The sequence below is a fragment of the Kitasatospora sp. NPDC040550 genome, from assembly GCF_055594965.1.
On record NZ_JBVIWC010000045.1, the window covers coordinates 16,259 to 38,265 of the forward strand.

Consider the following 22,007-nt stretch of genomic DNA (forward strand, 5'->3'; position numbering starts at 1 on the left):
AAATCGCGATTATTGATGACCACCTCTATGGTGGTTTCCTCATCTCAGGCTTGTCCGCGAGCTCCCACGCGATTTTCGGCTCCGCATGTTCGGCACTGGGGAAGAACGTGGCGTTCTTGGGGGGTGACTCGGGGCTCATGAGGAATTTGTTTAGCTCACTGAAATTGCCGAACCGTCCGCTTCTGACCGGGTCAGTTACCGTAGCCAGGCTTCCGTCCGCTTCCGTTCCCCCTGCCGTTTCCCTCTCCGCTGCCCCTACCGGCCACCTTGCGCCCGAGGGGCGACGACCGGCACGGGCAGTGCCACCTCGGCGAGGGTCTCGGAGTCGGCGAGCTCGAAGACGGCGGCCTTGACGGCGGGGGCGCGCAGGCCCTCCGTCCGTCGGCAGTGGGCCCTGGTTCTACCGGTCGATGGTCGGGAAGCCCGTGGAGCGCTGCCGGTCGCTGCTGTACTCCAGGGTCGCGGTCGTTGGCGCGCTACGGTCTCGTACCGAGGTCGGCATTGTCTAATGAGTTTGAAGCACGATGTGCTCGGCACCCCGTGGTGCCGAGCACATCGTCTGATCAGTAATAGTTGGCCAGCAATGGGCCGGGCCTTCTGGCCGAATATTTACTCCGGCCGTGGAGCCCCGTCGAAGAAGGTGTCCCAGTCCGGCTCCGAGTAGCCCTCGGGGGCTTCATCGTCGACCGGAGGGCGATCGTGTCGTCGGCCGTCGATTTCCCCCGTGGTCCAGTTGACGCATTCGGGTCGTTCGCCTGTTCCGGATCGGCAGTATTCCTCGATGGCAGCGCGAACCTGCGTAAGCGGAATAGCACTGGCCCTGTCGTAGAACCTCGGATGATAGGTCTCCGAGACGAGCCGGGAGTCGGTCACTGGCGGGTTAGGGTTATCGGAGATCCATGCGTAGTCATAGATTCCGCCCTGTCGAGGTGGCTGTCCATTTGTGAACCATGTGAGGGCTCCGTAACCGCTCAGTTCACTGGCGGCTGCGAACAAGTAGGTACTGGGGTGTTTTCCCGATTCGTCGGTGTAGCAGAACGAGGCCTGACCTCCTGCGATATGCTCTCCATTGAGGGTTTCCTTCGCACTGATAAAGTGAAGGGCTTCTGAGGTCAGCCGATCGACCTCTTCCCAGTCGGAAGGATATTTCTCGTCCCCATCGAATGACAGGCGAAGAATCATTCTTTCTTTGGCCTTTCCCTCGGTCCCTTGGGCAGCTTTTCGTCCAACTTGCCCGTATCCCTAACCATTCCGCTGCATTGCCCAGGTGAGCTTTGTTTCGACGTGATCGGCCGACGGATATATGAGCGCCTTGTCGGGGACCTTATCGCGAATTGCCGAAGGCGCGAGGGCTCAGCCCGGAGAACGGGGCTATCCAGGTGAGCCAAGACCTTGTGACGTTCCTCCACGCACGGCTGGACGAGGAGGCCGACCTGGCCCGACGCAGCGACGGTGACGGCTGCGGGGAGTGGACCGCTCACGGGCACACGGTCGACTTCTGCCATGGAGAACTCTCCGGCTTCCATCCCACGATTGCCCTGCCCGTCGCGCTGCACGACCCGGCTCGTGTTCTGCGGGAGGTCGAAGCCAAGCGACGCGTGCTCTCCCGTCATGTACTCAGTCCAGCCACCGGCGACCCCGAACTGCCGTGGGACAACCGCGATGACTGCCAGTACGACGGCGAGACCTGGCCATGCGACGACTTCGTCGACCTCGCCTCGCCCTACGCCGATCACCCCGCCTACCCGCGACGGCCCTGAGGCGCAGATCCTTTGCGGGACAGCCCTTAGCCTACGGCGAGACCGGGCTGATGATAGGAGTGGACGTGAACATCGAGGAAATGCTGGACCGGCTGAGCGCGGTGATCGGGCTGCCCCCGGGTGGAGTGGTCCCGGTCCCGTGGGAGCTCGGCCCCGAGGTACTTGGTTTCCATCTACCCGCGGACTACCGAGCGTTCGCCGACCGGTACGGGATGGTCAGCATCGGCGACGAGCTGCACATTTACGCACCGTCGGCGGCGCCCAGTCCTGACACCGGGCAGCCGCTCGGTTTCGAGGGATTCCTCTACTGCACCACAGATCCTTATGGATACACCGCCATGCTGGCCCAGGCTTTCGCGGACGGAGACTACGACGAGTGCCCCTATCCGCTGTACCCGGCCGAGGGCGGGTTGCTGAAATGGGGCAACAACTGGAACTCCGACCAGTTCTTCTGGCTGATGCGGGGCCCGGACCCGGACCGGTGGCCGGTCGCCGCCAGGTTCGACTCGATGCGGCAGTGGGACCTCTTCGAGGGCGGCTTCCTGGAGTTCCTGCTGGCGGCGGTGACGGAGCAGTATCCATACCATGATGATGTTGTCTCCGGGGGGATTGGGCACATGGGTGACGGCCGTGCGTATCGCTCTCGAGGTGACTGGTCGAAGCAGCTCTGGTATCGAGCCCGCGAGATGCCGCACAAGGCAGAATGGGTCACCGTCAGGCCTGCCCGCCGTTTCCACTCCCTTCCCGGTCCGCGCCGGATGGCCGCCGTCCCGGTTGTGACGACCCGGGCAGGGGGCCGGGCCTCGCCGGCACCGCCGCGCCGAGCCCCTCTACACCGCCCTCGACCGCCACGGAGGCGTGGACCACCGGGAGGCATGGAGGGACCCGGGTGACCTGCTCCACGGCCGTGCGGGCTGGCACTTCGACGTCGTCAACGACGGCGAGGCGCTCTGGAGCCTGGGCATCAACTGCTCGACCAGGCCGACGCGGTCGAACCGCCGCAGCCGTCCCGGCTGGGCCGGGCCGGGCTCCGGCGCGGGTCTGCGAACCCGAACGGCTCGACCAGCGTGCTGCGGGCCGATGTCCTCGCCGCGCTCGGCGTTCTCCAGGTCGCCACCGCCGACCGGCTCGCCGACGCGGCGGTGCGGTGGGCGCTGGCGCTGCTGGATCCGGACCGCCGGGCGGGCAGCGGCGTTCTCCGAGCACGCCCTGGACATCGTCACCACCGCCGGCCTCCTCGCCCGTGCCGGGGTCGGGTACCTGGAGGCACCCTCCACCTGTACCCGGACGTCGGCGCTGTCCTCGGCCAGGCCGTCAGGCCCGACACTGCCGCGGGCGGCCCGGTGCTGTTCCCGGCGGTGACCGGCACGTTCTACCGGTGGCGTTGACCTTCCGCGCGCATGTCGCAGTTGGCCTGGTGCGAACGTGCACCGTAGATGACCAGAGTCCTCGTGCTACCGGCCAGGAGCGCGGGAGGCCCCGAGCTCCTGGCCAACCGCGTCCTCGTCCTGTGGCAGCGAGTCAGCGCGGCCTCTCAGGTCTGCTTCCGGGTCAGGGCTTCATCGGGTTCCTGTGCCGGGTGCGCGGGGTGGGATGGGCTACTGGCCGAATTCGTCGAACGCGTCCTGGAGAGCAGCGGCGACCCCCCTCACATCGCGGCTCTCGATGCGGTACTTGGGCATGAAGAAGACGAGCTCGCCGTCCTTGAAGAGGGCGAAGGAGGGGTCGGAGGGCGGGACGTCCTCGAAGTAGGAGCGCATCCGCGCCGTTGCCTCCAGATCCTGCTCGGCGAAGACCGTGAGCAGTTGGTCGGGGCGGTGGTCGGTGTCCTCCAGGGCGAGGCGAGCCCCGGGCCGGGCCAAGGTCGCCGCGCATCCATTCATGGAGTTGACGGCCACCAGGGTGACACCGGTCTCGGCCTTCTCCATCGCGCTGTCCACGGCTTCGGCGGTGAGCAGATCGGTGAAGCCGATCTGGGTCAGCTCCCCCTTGAACGTCTTGACCAGCTGCGGTGAGTACGGCATGCCGACTCCTCACTTAGAGAGAACGTCTGATGGCTTAGCGTATCGAGTAGGGCCCTGGCTGGACGGACGATCCGGAGGGAACGGGTGGCTGCGTAGGTGAGACCTGACAGCACTTGTCGGTGAGTTCCGACAGCGGCTGTCGATCTGTTCGACGTGAAATGTTGCCGAGAAGTGGCAGCGCTTGGGTCGTGTCGCCCTGGTCGAAGTCGGTGGAACATCGCGCCGGGCATGGACCATGATCTGTCCATGGAGCGATCTATTGATCTTGATGAGGCGGCTGCAGAAGTAGCTGATCGGGCGCCGGGGTGGCGGGCTAGTGGTCTGACAGTCAGCCGGGTGACCTGGCGCGATGAAGCTGCTCCCTGGCCTCAGCGACTTGAGACGGACAGGTCGTTTGTGAACGATCCTGACTCCGTTGGTGTGCTCATCTCGGGTCCGGCGGAGGCTGAGCTGTCGGTTGTGCTGTTCCGTGGGGGCTGGGCCGACGTCGACTTCGTCGCCAGCATGGACGACGCTGGCGCTCTTCCGGCTTCGGATATCGCTTCAGCTCGGGAGTTCGGCGTCCAGCTCGACGGCTGGGTGGCCCGTGTGTTTGGTCAGTCCTCCGAATCGGGTGAACCGAACCTGTGACGGGGTCTTCCTCGGCGCCTGCCGGTTGCAGCCGAGGAAGACCCTGATGCGATCCTCAGCCAGCAGCTGCCGCTTGCTGTTCGGCCCGGGCGCGGGTGGTGGCGAGGCGGTAGGAATCGGTTCCAGTCTCGATGATGTTGCCGCCGAAGGTGAGTCGGTCGACGATGGCCGCGCAGAGACGGGGGTCGGTGAAAGTCTTAGTCCAGCCGCCAAACGACTCGTTGGAGGCGATGGCGACGCTGTTCTTCTCCTCACGCTCGGTCAGAACCTGGAACAGCAACTCGGCTCCCCTGCGGTCGAGTTCCATGTATCCGAGTTCGTCGATGCACAAAAGGTCGACGCGGCCGTAGCGGGCGATGGTCTTGGCGAGCTGCTTCTCGTCGGCGGCCTCGACGAGCTCGTTGACGAGCTTGGTGGCCAGCACGTACTTGACCCGGAAGCCGGCCATCGCGGCCTCGGTGCCGAGCGCGATCAGCAGGTGGGACTTGCCGGTTCCGGAGTCACCGATCAGGCAGAGCGGCAGGCTCTTCTTGATCCACTCGCAGGTGGCGAGGGTGTGGATCATCGCGGGGTCGATGTTCGGGTTCGCGTCGAAGTCGAACTTCCGCAGCGACTTGTCGCGGGGGAACCCGGCGGCCTTGATCCGGCGCTCGGAGCGGCGCCGGGCCCGGTCGTCGCACTCGGACATCAGCAGCTCGGCGAGGAACCCGAGGTAGGACATCTGCTCGCGCGAGGCGGTCTCGGCGAGCTCGGGGAACTGGGCGCGGATGGTGGGCAGCCGCAGCATCCGGCAGGCCTGGTCGACGGCGGCGTTGGCGGCCTGCTCGGTGAGTCCTCGCTGGCGGGGGAAGGTCACGGCGCTCTCCTTCAGGTGGTGGTCGGGCGGTCCGGCCGCCGGTGTCGCAGCAGCTGGTCGTAGTGGGCCACCGAGGGCAGCGGCCGGGTGTCGGGCGGCAGGTGGGCCAGGCGCCGAGCGGTCAGCGACGTCACGCTCGTCCGGCCCGTCGCCAGCGGCTCCGGCTCGGCAGGGACCGCTGCGGTGTCGGCGTCAGCGGCCTTGCGGGCCTCCAACGCGACGGCGTCCGCGGTCAGCGCGCCGGCCTTCAGGGCGACTGCGAGGCCTGCAACGAGGTGCTCGTGGGGCAGGTGGCGGCTCAGCAGCAGGACCTCGATCAGCGCGCGGGTGCCATCGCGCTCGCCGTGGGCCTTGCGGGCCGCCGCCCACCAGGCGTCGTGGACCGGGGTGAACCTGCCCGCGGAGCGGGCCTGTTCGAGCGCGGTCGCCCCGGGCAGTGCACCCGGCTTGCGGACCAGCACCTCCAGATAGTGGTCCAGGTCGAGGCGGGTGCCGCCCTTGGCGATCAGCCGCTCGTGCCGGGCGACCTCCTCACGTCCGTCATAGACGACCACCTCGGAGGCGTGCAGCATCACGCGGACGGTGCGGCCGATCAACCGCACCGGCACCGAGTAGCGGTTCGTGCGGACGCTGATCTGGCTGTAGCGGTCGACCCGCAGCGTGAACAGCCGTCCCGTTTCGAACGGCTCGTCCGGCAGCGGCGCCAGCAGCGGTTGCTCGGCGGCGAAGTACTCGCCGATGGTGCGGGGCCGGGAGCGGATCCGCCGGGCGTTGTCCTCCTCGTCCCACTGCTCGATCATGGCGTTCAGCTCGGCGAGCGTGGCGACTTCGGGGACGGGGACCAGGTGGTTGCGGCGGAACCAACCGATCTGGCCCTCGACACCGCCCTTCTCGTGGGCGCCACGGATGCCGGGCTGGCAGTAGAGGGCGTCGAGGGCATAGTGCGAGCGGAACGCGGTCCAGCGGTCGGCCTCCACCCGCTGGCGGGAGAAGCCCAGCACCTGGGCGACCGCGGCCCTAAGGTTGTCGTAGCGGACCTTCCCGGTCGGCACCCCGCCGAGCACGTTGAGAGCGTGGACGTGGCCCTCGAAGAACGCCTCCTGGCCGGCCGAGGCGAAGATGCGGTGCACCGCCTTGCCCGAGTAGGACAGCCGGAACGCGAAGAGGTAGCAGGTCACCAGCTCACCAGCCAGACGCACCGTCACGTCCCCGAAGTCGACCTCCGCCTCCGCACCCGGCTTGTGGGTCTGCGGCACGAACGCGTCCACCGTGCCCCGCCCTGCCTCGATGCGGATCTCCTCGCGCCTCGACGCCACGTAGCCGCGGACCATCTGATAGGAGATCTCGTCCGCACCGTGCTCGTCCACCAGCCGATCGAAGATCCGCTTCACCGTGTGCCGCTGCTTTCGCGGCGCGTCCAGGTCGGCCCGCAGCATCTGGTCGATCAACGGCTTGAACGGGTCCAGCCTGGTTGCCCTTGGCCGCAGCTTCTTCCGCGGCTCCGGCCAGGCCGACGACAACGCCTTCTGCACCGTGCGGAACCCGACGCCGTACTTGCGCTCCAGCGCACGGCCGGACAGGCCCGCCCGGGAGTCGCGGCGGATCGCCGCGTACAGATCGACCTTGGACTTCGGCAGCACCCATGCCCCCTCGTCGTGCAGAGCACAACCATGGTCCCGAAGCAAGCACTCAGGTGCTGTCAAAACTCAGCGACATCACTCTCCCGTGGCACAGGACGCTGTCGTCGCTGACCGACAGGTGCTGTCACAACTCACGTATAAAGCCACTTCGCCGCGCACACCGGCCATCTGGCCGTTCCCATCGACGAGCAGGTCGACGACTACAACCTCGGCACATGGGTGCGCCGCCAGCGAAAGGCCGACCTGACCGCGGACCAGGAAGCACGGCTCACCGCACTCGACCCGCTCTGGCGGATGGCGCCGGACTGGCAGCGCTCATACCGCCGCCTCGTCGCCTACCTGGCAGCCGGCGGCCGCCTCACCGGTCCCGTGAACCGCACCGGGACAGCCGGCGACGAACGCTTCCGGCCCGGTACGTGGCTGCGCATGCAGACCCGACACGCCAGCGCCGGCAACCTCGACACACACCAGACCGCGCTCCTGGACGCCCTCGGAGCCTGGCGAACCCACCCCGCACGGGGCGAGCCCGAGCCGCACCGCGGGGCGCAGGGCAGTGCCGGCCGTGGACGGCCCCCGCACGCCAGGCCGACGGCCGCACCACCGGCAGTGCCGCTCCAACGGCCCGCACCCCGAACGGACCCGCCAGCCCCCAGACCGCCGCGGTCTGCCCTCACCCCGATCCACCACCTCCCGGCCGAGTATCGCTGCTACATCGAAGCAGCACGAGCCTTCCGGGATCGGGAGGGCCACCTGGACGTCCCATCTGGATTCGTCGAGCGCGTCGAGCACGCCAAGGTCCGCCTCGGCACCTGGATCGCCCGCCAACGCGACAAGGTCTTCCGCGGACAACTCCCGGCGCTGCTGATCTCAGAACTGGAAGCCCTGGACATGGTGTGGGTGCACAGGTGAGCCGCAAGGTCAGGGAGGAGGCTTTCCAGAGCGAGAGGCTTTGCCGGGTCGGGACCTGCGCCGACGGCATGTAACTGGATCAGGCTTCGACGTTGATTCCGTAGTCGGTGGCCAGGCCGGCCAGACCGGTGTCGTAGCCCTGCCCTACGGCACGGGCCTTCCATCCTGCTCCGTGCCTGTAGAGCTCCACGGCCACCGTGACGGTCTCACCTGCGTCGTGGGGTGGCGGTTGGAAGGAGAGAGTGAGGCCCGAGGGCTGGGTGATTTCTGCCCGCCAAGTGTTGTGATGGTCGAAGACTGCAGTGGGCTGAGCCTGGAGGTCGATGCTCAGGGCGACAGCTACGGTGCGGACGTCCTCGGGGATCCGGACCAGGTCGGTGGTGATCATGTCGTTGGCGGCGGTTACCCCGTCCTGGCTCGGGTGGTTGTAGAAGACCAGGTCGTGGTCGGCCCGGACTTTGTTGTTGCCGGCGAGGAGAACCGCTGACACATCGACCGGTGCGCCGGTGGTCGTGACGCGGACTGTCGTCGGTTCGATCCCCAGGGGTGCATTGCTGCCCTTGGCCATGGTCAGTTGTCCGGGGGCGTGTTCACCGGGCGACGCGGCAGGAGGATGACCCGGGGCCGGGTCGGTGCGGGTGAGGGCGGCGATGGCGCGTTGGAGGAGTGGCCAGCCCTCGGCTTCCTCGCCGGGCCAGGGCCAGGTAAAGCGATGGGTGCCGAACTGTTTGGCTGTGGGGGGTTGTCCGAGAGCTTCCTGCAGTTGGAGGTACCGCAGGCTCTCGGTCGCCAGCCGCTCGAGGTCCCACTGCCGCCGGGTTCCGTCCGGGTCTGGGTCGGTGGTCCACGTGTCCCTGGCGACGGGCTTGCCGCCGAGTTCCCGGTACACCCGCCGGGCGAAGTCGTAGCCGTCGCCGGTGAGCAGGCGCGCAGGCCGCTCCTGCCGGGAGGGAGTCGGCTCGCCGATGGCGGTGTACAGCGCCCCGAGGTCGCCTCCGGTCCAGTGGTTCGCCGCGCCAGCGGCGAACCGGGCGAACTGAAGCAGAGTGGGTGGGCGTCCCTTGGCTGCGACGGATCGATGATGCTGGTGGGCGACCTCCTCCAGTTCGGAGCGCCAGCGTTGCTGCAGGTATGCGTCGAGGTGCTGCTCGGCCCAGGCTCGTCGGTGTCGGGTGACGATGTCCCGCACCAGTTCGAAGCCCTTGCGGCGAGAGCCGCGGCTCATGCCGATAGTGACGGTCACCAGCCCGTCCTCGGATTCGATCGGGGTGCTCCGGTTGTCGAAGACCGACTCTGATGGCCCCAGCCGTGGTTCGGCAGCACGCAGCTCTTCGAAGAGCGAAGAATCGACCGGGCAGCCGGCCGTGCGGAGTGCGGCGAGCTGACGGTCGTAGTAGCTCTCGGCATCGGACAAGGTGGTGCGCGAGTACGGACCCTCGCACACAAACCACGCGGTCAGCCCGATGCCGTGCCAGAAATCGGCCGCCGGACCGAAGGCTTCCGCCATCGTCCTGTGAGGTTGAGGGTTGCTCACGATGCTGCCAGCGTGGCGCTGCAGAGTCACCGTCTCCCACAACCGCGCCACCTGCTCGAGAACCTCGGGAGGCAGGGCTCGCAGGTACAGCTGCGGAGTCAGTCCCCATCCAGTGGAAGACAGCGACATCACTTCCTCGTCGAGCAGGCCCCACAAGGAGGTCATTCCAGGTGACTGGCGTGCGTGTGCCTCGTCGAAGCCTGCCCACCAGCCGCGCATAGCCGCCACCCGCTCCTCGACAGGAGATGCGGAGCTGTCGGTACCGAGGAACGCCGCGAGCATCGCCTGGACCTCGTCCTCACCGATGCCCGCCTCAGCAGCCACACCGGCCGCTTGGGAGGACATGCCCACATAGAGGCGCGGCTCCGGCAGAGCGGTGATGACCTCCTCGTCCGGGTGCGGCGAGACCCGGAGGTAGTCGAGCACAGCCAGCCAGTCGCCCGCGAAGTGAGCAGAGACGACCGGTTGCAGCGCGCGCGTGAGCACCCGCCGCGCCAGCACAGTGCCCTTCTTCGCCTTCGCGGCGAAGCCCACCATCAACCCCTGCACCCGCTGGACCCGATGACGGGCCACGACCTGTGCCAGATCGGCGGCAGCGAGGGCATCCAGCAAACCCAGGCGAGCCTGCTGCTGCTCCCTGCGGTCCAGCGCGTTCCAGCCGCCACCGAAACGGAAGACCTCCAACGCGCCGGCGCCGATGCCCAGCAGTCGGTAGCGCTCCTCGATCGTGGCCCATAACTGCCGCTGCTCCTCGCGGGAACCGGTCGGCCCCGCCGCCCGCACCCGCACTGGCTCCAACAAGGTCTCGAACAGCGGCACGAGCAAAGCCCACAGCAGCACCGTGTCCCCGCCCTCCACGACGGTGAGGCGGGCCGTGTCGTCCGCGGCCAACGTCAGCGCGTGAGCTGGCCGCTGGCGCAGCAGATGGGGCAGGTTGACTGCACCCGCCTTCAGCGAGAGCTTCTGCGGCAAGTACCACGCGCCGCGCCGCTGCTGCTCCTTGACCTCGAATACGTCGGAACACAAGCTGGCCTCTGTACGGGTGAGAGCAGTCACCTCGGCAGTGTCCGGTGCCTGAGACCTCTGGCCTGGGGTGACAGTGGCCACCGGTCGACCGTCGAGCGCGAGGGCCAGCAGCCGGGCCGCGAGCGCGTCGACCTCGGCGAAGCGCTGCTGCTGGCCGGCTGCCGCCTCCACGCGGAGCGCTTCATCAGGGCCGGCTTGAGCGGCTGGAAGCCACCACCACGACGACTCACCGACCACCGGTCATCCTCCGCATATACTCGACGAACTGCTCGAACGGCACTGGCGAGCCAGTGCTCTGCGCATAGACGGCGTAGCGCTGGGCCATCAACTGCATTTCCCGCTCCGCCCGCCGGGCCTCCACCCGGTCCAGCTCATGCACGACACGTTGCTCAACCCGTCCTCGCTCGTACAGGACGAACGCATCCAGCCCACCCGGGCGCCCGCCTTCGTCGCTGTCCGTGGGGCTGCAGTCGTCCCGCCCGTCAGCGTGGAGTTCGGAGACCTCGACCACGGGAGCGTCGAGCAGCAGGGCGGGGTCCATGTCGTTGTCCTTACACAGGGCCTCCAGGTGCTCCTCCAGACTGAGCTCGGCGTGGCAGACCACGTCCAGGTACTGCCGGTCGGCGGGCACACCAGGATGGCGCAGCACGCGGACACCTCGTCCGACGAACTGGTAGAACTCACCGAAGCTGCCGTAGGGGCGGATCGGCACGACAACGGTGACGGGCGGAAAGTCGTAGCCCTGGCCGAGCATCCGCAACTGCACGATCCCCTGAAGGTCCCCGGAGTCTGACTCGAAACGCCGCAGGGTGGAGGCGATCGCCGACGGCGGCATGCTGTGGTGCAGCGTGGCGCAGGCGATCCCGTGCTCCTCGGCGATCCGCGCGACCTGCTCTGCGTGGGCCTGGCCCATGGCGGAGAACAGCACCCGTGGCTTGACGGGTGCAAGCAGCTTGGCCTGCGCGTCCAGGCAGGACCGCGTAACCGCCATCACATGATGGATCGGGGCTTCGGACTGTGCGGTTATCCGCGCCATCCTCCGCTCGTCCCCCAGGGCAGCCAGCAGCGCATCACGGCCCACGATCTGTTCCCGCCGCCCGTCGGGCCACGCCGCCTCGTAGACGGTCGCCTCCACGTCCGGTGCGAACCGGTGGACCCGCAGATTCTTCGCCGAACCATCCGCGACGGAGTCCACCAGGCGGTACCGGTAGACGACGTCGGCGTCGATCGGCTTGCCATCCAGACGCCTGAAGCAAGCTGACATCAGCAGTGTCCGGGCGCCCTGGAAATGAGCGAACAACCGCTGGTAGGAGGCACTGGCCGCGATGTGCGCCTCGTCGACGACGATGAAGTCCACATCGCCCGGCTCCAGCTTGGCCAGCAGATCCGTGTTGTCCTCGCCGGTTCCCAGGGCATGGAAGTTGGTGACCAGGACATCGGCGGCCAGCAGTCGCTCGCGGCTTACCAGGCTGATCTGCTCGTCGTCCGAGTCCAGTACCAGAGTTGCCGGAGGGGGAGCGCCGGGCAACATCGGACCACCGGCCAGCCCATACAGGACATTGCCCGGCGCAGCCGCGTCGAGAGCTCTGGCGAACGTGCCGCGGATGACCGAGCCCGGCGTCACCACCAGCACCCGCCGCCTGCTGAACGACAGCGCGGCCGCAACCCCCAGAGCGGTCTTGCCGGCCCCGACCGCCATCACCGCGGCCGCGTGCCTTCCGCCGGATGCGTAGTAGTTCGCCAGTGCCGCCAGCGCCTCGTCCTGGCACGCCCGCAACGGCCCGCGGTCCACCCGCGCACGCACACCGTCGAAATAGGACCCGTCTTTGGGCGGAGACGACCACCCGGGCGGATCCGCTGCCCGCATCGGATCACCCACCATGTCCGGAACCTCGACACGGGGATCGTCAGTCACAAACGGTGCCAGTAAAGGATCCTGGCGCAGCATCGCCTGAAGCTGCGCAACACAGCGCGCAGTGTCCGTGCGCACCGCATCGTAGGAGAACCGCAGTACCGTCAACCCGGTGGCGGCCAGGTCGTTCTGCCGCAAGCGGTCATAGGTGAACGCGGCCCGGTCGCTGTGGAACGTGAAGCCGTCCAGCTCCACGGCCACCTGCAGGACGTCCCCCGCGATCAAATAGTCCAGCCGGTAGTTGCGCTCATTGACAGTGACGGGGTGCTGGCTGCGCACCCTCGCGACGATGCCCCGTTCCGCAGCCGGAGTGAGAACCCATCGTAGGAACGCCTCCTCGAGGAACGAAGTCGCGGGGATCAACTGCTCCAGTCCCGCGCTCATGCCATGCCGCCGTCCACGGCAGTCTCCGCATCGAGCGCGCCGACCTTCTCCGACAGCCGTGTCACCAGATCCTCACCCTGATCGAACTGGGTCAGCCGCTGTGCCAGTCCGAGCGCTTCCACGACGGCGCCCTCACGTTCGAGCAAATCGATCAGCCTAGGTACAGAAGTCACATGCACGAACGATCTCTCAGCGCTGGCGACGTCGAACGACACAGCCTGAGGAGCGGCCTCCATCAACTCCAAGTCGAGCAGCGCGAATACTTCAAGCAACTCCAGTCCGTCAGGGTTCGACCGGCGCGAACCCCACAGCCGACTGACCGCGTCCTGCAGGACGAAGTGGTAGTCCATCGCGGACCCTGGAACCTCCAGTGCTTCCCAGACCCGCACGGCCAACTCGGTGCCCTGCGCCTCGGCTGGAACGTGCCGACTGGCAGGTGTCGCCGACGTGCGACCTAAGGCGGTCAGCCACATCGGTGAGCCGTACGACTCGTCCGGGCGATCATTCACTCCGGGAATCGATGCGCGAAAAACCCCCGGGCTACCAGCGAAACCCACGCCGGGAATCGCCGCCATGCGTTCGAACCACAGCCCCATGCACTCCACCGGTCTTGAGCCCTGCATCGCCATCCGCCCCTGTAACCGCCCAGTGTTGCAGGATGCAACCCCAGCCCACTGCGACTTCGGAACAGGCACTGGAAGCCTCAAGGGCACGTGCCTGTTCTTGCGGCTTCCGGCCTCGCCCCAGCGCTCCGGTTCCGCACGGCTGAGCCCTCGTCCGACCGTGGTGGCGGTCGGCCCGCGCCGTGGGGGAGACCGCGGGACCGGAAAGCGCGACGAGGTCGGTCAGGACATTGTTGACGGCGGGGCGGACGCCGCTGCGCCGTCCTCTGGGGGCGCGTCTACGAGGGCCGGCGCCGCAGAACCTCGTCTGAACTCGCCCGGGGAGGAAAGCCGTCCGCCTGGCATCGATGAGCTGTCGCGTTTCGTCTCCGGGCGGTGTCGACCTGCTGTAGGCGCGTTCACCCGATGGTGTGATTGGTTCAGGTGTCTGCTCGGAGCTCCAACCGCGGAAGCATCGCAGGTCAGCGTCTCTTCGGAGGGCTTCGCAGATGCGACACGCCCGGAGTGCGTGTGTTGCTCGCACGCCTCACCCGTCCCGCATGATCTCTCTCGTCACTTAGTGCGCTCTGTCAAGGACACTCAGTAAAGTGTGATGGAGGAGATGCGGCGGTGCTCGATACTGCCTTGAGCCGGCGCAGGACGAAGATCCTGACCGCGGCTATTCGCGCGGCTCACGCGTGGACGGTCCGGCACGAGGAATCCCGTGCCTGGCGTGAAATCATGAGTATGACGGGAGTAGTCAACTCCCTGTGCCCGCAGCAGCGGGCGCTGACCCCGGCGGAGTTCGTCGACTGTCTGAGTCGGCCGATGAGTCGGCTGGCTCCGGACGTCTTCGAGAACGACCCGCTGGGGAGCCTGACCGTCCTGGAGTGGGACGAGCTCAGCGACGACGTCTGGTCCGACGGCTGCACCGCCATCATGGAACTCCTGCACAAGGGCGACCAGGGACGTGGCTGGCTGCCGAGCTGGACCTGGACCCGGCAGGAGGCCGTGCAGAACGAGGCCTTCCTCGCGATCAAGACCGGAGCCGACGACCGCCTGTACGTGGCCCGCCGCCGATTCGTCGTCGAGCACCCGGTCGGGGGAGTGGGGGAGATCGCCGACCTGTGCGTGGAAGCTGGCATCGACATGCCCGTCCCGTACACCCCGCTGCCCGCAGACCGCGTCCACGATGGCCGCTGGTGGTGGCCGTGCCCCGTGTGCAAATGGCCGATGCGCGTCAATGGCTCCCAGGTCCGCTGCACCTACCAGTACCACCAGGCCCACTACAGTATCCGCACCGGCACGACCGCCGACGGTCGGCCCAGGCTGCAGCGCCGTGACCCGCGCGTACCGAGGACCCCGGCCGCACGCGAACGCCGCACTCAAGGACCGCAGCGGACCGTGTGCGTCGAGCACGCGGTCTGGCGGTTCATCGTCGTCCCCGGAGTTGAGGAACTCCGCCTCTACCTCAAATGGCACGGCAAGGAACCGCTGGAAGTCGCCCTGTGGCCCGGCCGCGACCTCTACGACGTCGAATTCACCATCGCCTGCCTCGGCTGGTCGCTGGCGGTCGACCTCAAGGACGTGGCCAGCGCAAGCGCACTGGCCGACAAGATCAGGGACAAGCCCCTGGCCGCGAAAACCATCGTGATCCCCGACCACCGCGGCCACGGCCAGAAGATCGAACTGCAGGACCTCCTGCCCGACTACACCGTGTGGCTCGTCGAAGACGTCAACAGGGAAGTCGCCAAGCAACTGGCACGAGCGCGGAAGAAGGCCACGTGACCACCACCGCACCCCAGCAGACGAAGCGCCAGGAACACCTTCTTCCCCGACTCCTCGCCTGCGCACTCGCCTGCGCCCAGGCCCACTTCCGCGCACCCGACGCCGCGACCCTCACCGCCGCCCACTACCTGCTCACGGGAAAGTACGACGCTTGGAGCGGCTACCCCGCCCTGAAGACCGACGACCAGCGGCGCCTTGCCAGGATGCTGCGCCACCGGGACAACGACGTCGCGAACGACAGCTCCTTCCGCTCCCACGCCGTCGAGCAGCTCGAACAGGACAAAGTGCCCGGGGTCCGGCTCCTTGACGACCGCGAACACGTCCGCTTCCACCACGGCATCGCGCCCCGCGCGTTCGCCGACCGACTCCTCGACGAGATGGACACCATCGCGGCCGAGGGGCTGCGCCCGCAACCCATCGCCCTGGCCGGCGAACACACCAATACCCTGAACGTCCCAATGGCCCAGGGCCTCAGAGCCCCGATCCTGGCCTCCTATACCTTCGGCGACGAGCACGTCCCGGAACACCGGCCGCCCGCCCTGCCCCTCGCCACAGCAGAGGACCTGCCCGAAGCCGTCCTGGACATCTCCGAGTTCCTCAGCCTCAGCAGCCGCCTGGACGACAAGTCCCGCACCGCGTTCCGGGAACAGACCCTCAGGCCGTTCTTCAAGCGCATGCGCGACCGCAACGGCCGGCGCCTGGAAGGGAAACTCGAACTGCGGGCCGGCCCTACCCAGGTGCTGAGCGCGCCTACAGGCTCCGGCAAGAGTGTCATGATGCGAGGCACCGCCACCTGGGCGCTGGAATCGGGACTCACACTCGCCATCGTCGTCGACACCAACTCGGCCGCCCTCAAGATCACACGACAGATCGAGGAGGACCTCGAGGCGTCCGGCGCCCTCACCAAACTCGGCCTCGAGCCCGGTGAGGCCGTCGTTCCGCTCATGTCGCCCAACAGCCTCGCCCGCGAACTGGAGCGTACGGTCCGCAACTCCAAGGACCGCGACTACGTCGACTGGGTGTTCGCCCGGATCGGATACTCCTGCCAACTGCCCGCACTGGCAGCCGTGGACGAGGAGGTGGACACCTGGTCGCCCGGCAGCGAACCATGCCGAAACCTCACCCCGGTGCGTCCGCCCCGGCAGGACGACTACCGCACCATGCCGCAGCCGAAGGTGTGCCCCTTCCGTCAGGATTGCGGCAAGTTCCGGCTCACCCGCACGGCGACCACCGCCCGCATCATCGTCACCACCCACGCGAACCTCCACCAAGGGCGGATGCACATCCCCCTGGAGCTCGCCGACGGAACGGTCAGCGAACGCGTTTCGGTCGAGGAACTCATCCTGCGCCGCTGCCAGATCGTGGTGATCGACGAACTGGACGCGTTCCAGTCGACCGTCCTCGCCCACGCGGGCCGGGGCCTGACCCTCGCCTGGGGGGACCGCTCGCACGACCGGCCGCTCCTCGACATGGACGGGCAACTGGTCGCCGCGTTCCACCGCCTGCCCGGAGCACTGGAGGAACGCGCCCGGCTGAACGTCTCCGGATGCCGCAGACTGGCCGAGACGTACTCCATGCACCTGGCCAGAGGCGACCTCGGCCGCAGCGACCACGTCCCGGACGAGCCCACCGCGCGACCCAGCCGCCGCCTGCGGCGCGACGCCGGCCGCCGGTGGATCGTGCCGCAGCGGTGGGATTCCTGGCTGGCCTCGACGCTCGCCCCCCTCCTCGACAACGACCCCGCACAGATCGGGTCCACCCCGCTGCCCGCCGGCACGAGCAGCCACACGGTCCTCCTCGAAGCGGTGTGGGGGAAGACCGACACCCACCTGCTGCCCGAACACCTCCGCGACCTCGCCACCGCCGCCCGCGCCATCGTCGGCCACCAGGACGAAGCCGGCGCCCTCGATAACGCCCGCCAGCGCCTCGACGACCTCCTGCGGACCTGGATTCCCTCAGCGAAAACCCGCCTCGACGCCATCGACCGGCTGGTCCGCCGCATGTTCCTGATCCCGCTGAGAGACATGCTCTACCGATTCGTCTACGACGCCCCCCAGCTCAAACTCGCCGGAGTGAGCGCAGCGGAAGAGATCGCCTCCGCCCTCGGTGGATACGACGCCTGGCGTGCTGTCCCGCACGGCCCGCTCGGCCGACTGGTCTTCGCCTTCACCGAGGACGTCAACACCGACGCCCCGCAGAACACCCGCCTGTCCGCCGTCGCCTTCGGCGGCGACCCCCACCGCTACATCACCGACATTGGGCAGACCACCGCACTGGCACACGCCGGACACCGCCGCATCGTGCTCGGCCTTTCCGCCACCGCTTACCTGCCCGGCGCACACCGCCACCACGTCCACACCAAGCCGTCCTTCGTCGTCCCCGACGAGGGCAGCGAAGTCGTCATCGACCTCAGGGCGATCCCCGGAGAGAACACCGCCGAACTCCTGCGGATCTCCGGCCTCTCCGGGAAGAAACGACGCCAGGCCACCTATGAACTCGGCAAACGCCTCTGGAGCGAACTCAAACGCGAACTCGAGCAACTCCAGGCCACGAACCCCAAAGGCATCCAGGACACCATCCTGCTCGCCACCACCTCCTACGTCAGCTGCCACGACCTCGCCGACGGCCTGACTGACGCAGGGGCATCCCCGGGCCTCCTCGCCGTAGCCGTCCGCCCCGACCCAGATCCGAACATCGCCACGACAGTCCGCCAGCGCCACTGGACCGAGATCCCGGCAGGCCAGTTGGAGGACTTCGGCGGCATGCCGCAGGCCCGCATCCTCATCGCGCCGATCCAACGGGCCGAGCGCAGCCTGAACATCCTCGCCCCCGGCGAACACCGCTCCCGCATCGGATCGATCTGGCTCGCGGTGCGCCCCATGTCCATCGTCGACGAACCCGACGAACTGCTCGCCCACGTCGGAGCCCGTGCCCTCGACGACCGCAGGGCCCACCACCAGCCCTGGACCGTCCTCGCCGAGGCCAAAGCCACTGCCAGCGCCTACTTCGACGAACTCCTGGCAGGGGAACGCTACTTCAAGGCACTGCCGAAACGCGCCAAGCTCGCCATCACCGCAGAACTCGTAGCCTCCATCATCCAACTGGTCGGCCGCGCCCGACGGGGAGGAACCCCAGGACGCCTGCACCTCGTAGACGCCGCGTTCGTCGACGGCAAGGGGAACTCCGACCTGCCGACCCTCCTGCGCGAGCTGCGAACTGCATGGAGGCGCAGCGGTGAACTCGGCACCGTCGTCGCCACCAACAAGGCATCGACCGACGGGTTCTTCACCTTCGCCGACCAACACGCCATCCACCGCGCAGACCTGGACACCGTATGCTGACGACCCTCGCCTACACCCTGGACCCCAAGCGCCTGGGAAAGGTCGTGCTCTACTCCCTCAGCGAGGACTTCGCCGTCGCCTGGAGCCACCTTCCCAGCTACCGCGACCACGACGGCGCCCGGCCCGTCCGCCCTGCCTACGCAGCCCTCGCCACGGCCCTGTCCGCAGTCACCAACCAGCCCGTGGTGATCATGCCGGACGCGCTCGGACAGCCCGACGCCGAAACCGCCGTACCGACGATGCTCGCCACGACCAAGCCCATCGACCGCCGCCTGCTTCACCGCGCGGTCCGCGCTTGGGAGCGGCACATCCGCGGCGGAGACGACGCCAACACCCTCGCTCCGCTGCTCGGACAATGCGAAGAAGTCCGAAGGAACCTCGCCGACTTCATCACTGACGCTTCAACCGGTCGCCCCCTGGCCCCCCAATGGTTCTTCCGCGTCGCAGCTTGGAACCTCGCCGCGGCCCTCGCCAAGCACCGCTTCCACCTCCCCCCGCCCCCACCCCGGCTGAAGACCTCCGTCGGCGAGGAAACAGAACCGGAGGAGGAACCTGATACCGCTGCGTCATCAGCAACTGGCGAAGACCCCCAGCCGGACACCCCTGCATCGCCCGGGCCGCACCTGGAGTGGCTCATGGACACCAACGGCAGCCTCCTGGCCTGGAACCACGTCCTGACCAACACCGCCGGGCGCCGCCAGACCACCGGCGCCGCCATGCACAAACTCGACTTCCGCGTCGTCACCCTGCCCGGCGAATCCCGCATCGCCGTCCACATCCTGCCCACCTCCAGCCGCCTGGCCACCCACTGGGCCAGCACCCGCACCGCCTTCGTCGCCCGAGGCAAGAGCACCGTGCTCCGCCTGCCCGTCGGCCACCGCCGTACTGAAGACAGATGGCAGCCCTACATCCGCGGCTACACCGCCCAGGTCGTCGACGCCTGCGAACTCGAAGGCATCACCCTGTGCAGCAACGCAGAACTCGCGGCCATCGGCGGCCCCGTCCGCGCACTCGTCCCCGCACCCACCGACCACCCCCTCGGCAAGGGAACAGGAACCCGTTTCAATCTCGCCCTCGCCCGGCACATCAACGCCGCCCTCGGCGCCAAGTACGGCTTCGAGCAGGTCACCTACACCCGAACCGGCCACCAGGTCACCCGCACAGCCAAAGGCCCCGTCCTGCGCGAGGATCTCGATAAGGCACTCGCCGGCACCGGGCACCAGCACGTGCGCATCCTCGCTCTCTACGACCACGAATACACCCGCGACCGGATGACCGCAGCCCTCACCCCCTACGCGGACACCCCAGACGACATCGAACACTGGCAAGACGAACAGGACTGCCCTCTGACCGGAAGGGTCAGCGTCCGGCTGCGCCGGCTGCCCGCGCTCACCGCCACCACCCGCCCCGATTGGGACCGCGAACTGGCCTTCCTCGATGACCTGCCCGCCGCAGGACTGAGCGGCGTCTGGGTCGAAACCCTCTGGAACCCCAAGAAGAAGACCACCCGCCGCGACCAGGGCGCCGATTACGACCCCAAGCGCGACCTGCGCCGGCACTTCCACCAACGCGGCATGGTCTCCCAGTTCATCGCGCAGAAGGAGCGTCCCAAGCCCAAGGACGACACCACTGAGGACAGCCTCCACACCGACAGCACCGGCCACACCGACACAGGCCTCGACCAGGCAGAGCCTGCCAAGGCCTCCCGCGCGCGGCCGCGCCTGGACTACCCCGCCATCAACGGGCTGAGCGACCTCCTGCTGCGACTCGGAGCCGTCGACCGGCGCATGGCCGACGCCGTCGGCCTGGACCACCCCGCCGTCCTCGTGGGACTGCACCTGCGCCAGCAACGCAGCAGCACCCGCACGCTCGGCTCCGCCGACAAGACCCAGATGGTCGAAGTCCTCACCGCCCTGCACACACACCCCGACCCCGACGTGCCGTGGCGCCTGGAGATGTACAGCCGCCGACACCACGCATGGCTGCCCGTTCCCGATGCGGAAGCGGCCTTCGGCTCAGGACCGATCGGCATCGACGGGCACGCCCGCCACCAGGACGGCGCCCAACTCGTGCGCGAGGAGATCCGTGCCGCCCTCAGGATCCTCCCCGGCACCACCCCTGTCGTGGTCTTCGTCGACGCCGAGGCCTGCCGCACGATCTGGCCGGGACTCCAGCACGCCCGCCTCGGCGAGGGCGCCCTGCCGAGCGACACCCTCCAAGAGGAGGGCCGCGTCGCTGCCACCGTCTGCGTCAACACCTCCTACAGCGAAGTCCCCACCCCCGTCGACCGCGCGGACGGCCGGCGCCGAGACCCCCACCGCCCCGCAACACCGGACGAGTGGCTGCACCAGCGCACGACCACCACCGGCGTCACCAGCTGGTACCTGGCCCAGGCATCCCGGACCTACAGCGGATTTGGGCAGACCTCCGTCAACGGGTCCCAGCACACGCGGTTCACTATCCCCGAGCACCAGCGCACCGCGCTCCTGGCCAAAGACTGGAGCAGCTTCACAGCCATCCAGATCACCGTCCCCGAGCCTGGACCGTACCCGGCGGAGAAACTCGCCGCTCTTGCTGCCGCCCTGTGCCACCAGTCCCTGGTCTGGGACTCCCGAACCCGCCACCCCGCCCCCCTCCACGTTGCCGGATGCGTGGATCGGAATCACGCCGAGTACCGGGGAGCCACTTTCACTGACCAGGGACCAACCGATGAGGAGAACGCTGATCAGTCATGAACCTGCAACTTCGGGCAGTGATCCAGTGATGGCATTCCGGTTGCCCAGCCCGCTGATCTGGATGCTCCGTCGTGGGAGTCTCACTGTGCTTTGACAGTCCGGGAGAGTCGCGGGCAAGGTTGGGCGAGCCAACTGGCGGTCGGGGCGGGTACGGGCTCAGGCTGCGTCCGGAAGCGAGCTGCGCCGGGTCGGGCCGAAAACGTGGTCGAAGGCGAGGGCACGGTCGGTGGGGACGAGGAGGTAGGGCGCGCCGGAGCCGGCGGTGGTCCGCGGTCCGTGGATGCCCGTGCCGAGGGCGTCGCTGGGGGTGAGGAGGTCGAGGTTGTCGAAGGCGTAGTACAGCGGCAGCCGGGTCCAGGCGACGAGCTGGAGATGGGCGGTGACGGCGGCGTTCTCAATGGCGTGCCGACTGCTGGTCCGGCTGGTCATTCGGCTCTTGCAGTCGATCATGACGACCTGCCTGTCACGGGCCGCGATGAGGTCGGGTGTCCAACGAAGGAAGCTGTCGGTGTTGCGGAGGGCCAGGCGGACGGGTTCGCCCATGACTCCCTGGCCCCAGGGGCTGACATCCCAGCCGCGATGGTTGAGTTCCTCGGTGACGCGTCGCTCGTGGGCGTCACCGATCGCCTTCCTGTCATGAAAGCTCGGCATGCTGGAAGTGTGGCGCGAGCCGACCCTGACGAAACGACAGGTGCTCCCGGCCCGCACGGGTTCGGCCAGGCCCCTTCGTTGTCCGTGGAGGTTCATGGTTGTCCGCCGTGGTTCACGCCGTCCCACTGTGAGCCGCTGGCGGCGGCCCCAACATGACCGGATTCAGTCCATGCCCAGTCGCTTTTCGACGGGCTGATTGTGTAATCAGGGACTGA

Annotated in this window: 15 protein-coding genes and 1 pseudogene; 8 read left to right on the plus strand and 8 right to left on the minus strand. The window is 67.9% G+C overall.

Annotation, left to right across the window (positions count from 1 at the left end; genetic code table 11):
- Positions 1–609: 609 nt before the first annotated feature.
- The gene (locus ACZ58X_RS38515) at positions 610–1,182 is read right to left on the minus strand and encodes an Imm1 family immunity protein (protein ID WP_470338224.1); all 573 of its coding nucleotides are present in this window, start codon (positions 1,180–1,182) and stop codon (positions 610–612) included.
- 212 nt (positions 1,183–1,394) lie between these two features.
- Between ACZ58X_RS38515 and ACZ58X_RS38520 the strand changes: the two genes are divergently transcribed.
- Together ACZ58X_RS38520 and ACZ58X_RS38525 are read left to right on the plus strand one after the other, a co-directional pair.
- The gene (locus tag ACZ58X_RS38520; RefSeq protein ID WP_470338225.1) at positions 1,395–1,760 is read left to right on the plus strand and encodes a DUF6221 family protein; all 366 of its coding nucleotides are present in this window, start codon (positions 1,395–1,397) and stop codon (positions 1,758–1,760) included.
- A 65-nt stretch (positions 1,761–1,825) separates the two neighbouring features.
- The gene (locus tag ACZ58X_RS38525) at positions 1,826–2,653 is read left to right on the plus strand and encodes a hypothetical protein (protein ID WP_470338226.1); all 828 of its coding nucleotides are present in this window, start codon (positions 1,826–1,828) and stop codon (positions 2,651–2,653) included.
- 705 nt (positions 2,654–3,358) lie between these two features.
- Here the strand turns inward: ACZ58X_RS38525 and ACZ58X_RS38530 are convergent.
- Positions 3,359–3,784 (minus strand): BrxA/BrxB family bacilliredoxin, encoded by a 426-nt coding sequence (locus tag ACZ58X_RS38530; RefSeq protein ID WP_470338227.1) that lies wholly within the window; start codon positions 3,782–3,784, stop codon positions 3,359–3,361.
- 228 nt (positions 3,785–4,012) lie between these two features.
- Here ACZ58X_RS38530 and ACZ58X_RS38535 point away from each other — a divergent pair, with 228 nt between their 5' ends.
- Positions 4,013–4,414 (plus strand): hypothetical protein, encoded by a 402-nt coding sequence (locus ACZ58X_RS38535; RefSeq protein WP_470338228.1) that lies wholly within the window; start codon positions 4,013–4,015, stop codon positions 4,412–4,414.
- Between the two features lie 55 nt (positions 4,415–4,469).
- On the opposite strand, the gene istB is transcribed toward ACZ58X_RS38535, so the two are convergent.
- Both istB and istA read right to left on the minus strand, forming a co-directional pair.
- A complete protein-coding gene (istB, locus tag ACZ58X_RS38540; protein ID WP_470338229.1) occupies positions 4,470–5,270 on the minus strand; it encodes an IS21-like element helper ATPase IstB in 801 nt (266 codons plus the stop codon).
- Positions 5,271–5,281: 11 nt separating this feature from the next.
- Positions 5,282–6,907 (minus strand): IS21 family transposase, encoded by a 1,626-nt coding sequence (gene istA, locus ACZ58X_RS38545; RefSeq protein WP_470338241.1) that lies wholly within the window; start codon positions 6,905–6,907, stop codon positions 5,282–5,284.
- 159 nt (positions 6,908–7,066) lie between these two features.
- On the opposite strand from istA, the pseudogene ACZ58X_RS38550 reads away from it, so the two are divergent.
- Positions 7,067–7,180, plus strand: a pseudogene (locus tag ACZ58X_RS38550) (helicase associated domain-containing protein); the annotation flags it as partial.
- A 24-nt stretch (positions 7,181–7,204) separates the two neighbouring features.
- On the plus strand, positions 7,205–7,819 hold the full coding sequence (locus tag ACZ58X_RS38555; protein ID WP_470338242.1) for a helicase associated domain-containing protein: 615 nt from the start codon (positions 7,205–7,207) through the stop codon (positions 7,817–7,819).
- 79 nt (positions 7,820–7,898) lie between these two features.
- Here the strand turns inward: ACZ58X_RS38555 and ACZ58X_RS38560 are convergent, their stop codons facing one another.
- Genes ACZ58X_RS38560 through ACZ58X_RS38570 form a run of 3 tightly spaced genes read right to left on the minus strand, consistent with a single transcriptional unit; the run spans position 7,899 to position 13,271 of the window.
- The gene (locus tag ACZ58X_RS38560; protein WP_470338230.1) at positions 7,899–10,550 is read right to left on the minus strand and encodes a TerD family protein; all 2,652 of its coding nucleotides are present in this window, start codon (positions 10,548–10,550) and stop codon (positions 7,899–7,901) included.
- 55 nt (positions 10,551–10,605) lie between these two features.
- On the minus strand, positions 10,606–12,675 hold the full coding sequence (locus ACZ58X_RS38565; RefSeq protein WP_470338231.1) for a DEAD/DEAH box helicase family protein: 2,070 nt from the start codon (positions 12,673–12,675) through the stop codon (positions 10,606–10,608).
- Positions 12,672–13,271 (minus strand): hypothetical protein, encoded by a 600-nt coding sequence (locus ACZ58X_RS38570; protein WP_470338232.1) that lies wholly within the window; start codon positions 13,269–13,271, stop codon positions 12,672–12,674. Before ACZ58X_RS38570 ends, ACZ58X_RS38565 begins: the two co-directional genes overlap by 4 nt.
- A 636-nt stretch (positions 13,272–13,907) precedes the next feature.
- Between ACZ58X_RS38570 and ACZ58X_RS38575 the strand changes: the two genes are divergently transcribed.
- From ACZ58X_RS38575 to ACZ58X_RS38585, 3 genes are read left to right on the plus strand one after another with little or no spacing between them, the layout of a single operon-like run.
- A complete protein-coding gene (locus tag ACZ58X_RS38575) occupies positions 13,908–15,065 on the plus strand; it encodes a restriction endonuclease-related protein (protein WP_158960286.1) in 1,158 nt (385 codons plus the stop codon).
- Entirely contained in the window at positions 15,062–18,406 is a 3,345-nt protein-coding gene (locus ACZ58X_RS38580; RefSeq protein WP_470338233.1) for a DEAD/DEAH box helicase family protein, read from the plus strand. The genes ACZ58X_RS38575 and ACZ58X_RS38580 overlap by 4 nt, the downstream gene beginning before the upstream one ends.
- Positions 18,400–21,141 carry an RNaseH domain-containing protein gene (locus ACZ58X_RS38585; RefSeq protein WP_470338234.1) on the plus strand — a complete coding sequence of 914 codons (2,742 nt, stop codon included), beginning with the start codon at positions 18,400–18,402 and terminating at the stop codon, positions 21,139–21,141. Before ACZ58X_RS38580 ends, ACZ58X_RS38585 begins: the two co-directional genes overlap by 7 nt.
- Before the next feature lie 156 nt (positions 21,142–21,297).
- On the opposite strand, the gene ACZ58X_RS38590 is transcribed toward ACZ58X_RS38585, so the two are convergent.
- Positions 21,298–21,792, minus strand: coding sequence for a hypothetical protein (locus ACZ58X_RS38590; RefSeq protein ID WP_030308740.1), 495 nt, complete (start codon positions 21,790–21,792; stop codon positions 21,298–21,300).
- Positions 21,793–22,007 lie beyond the last annotated feature (215 nt).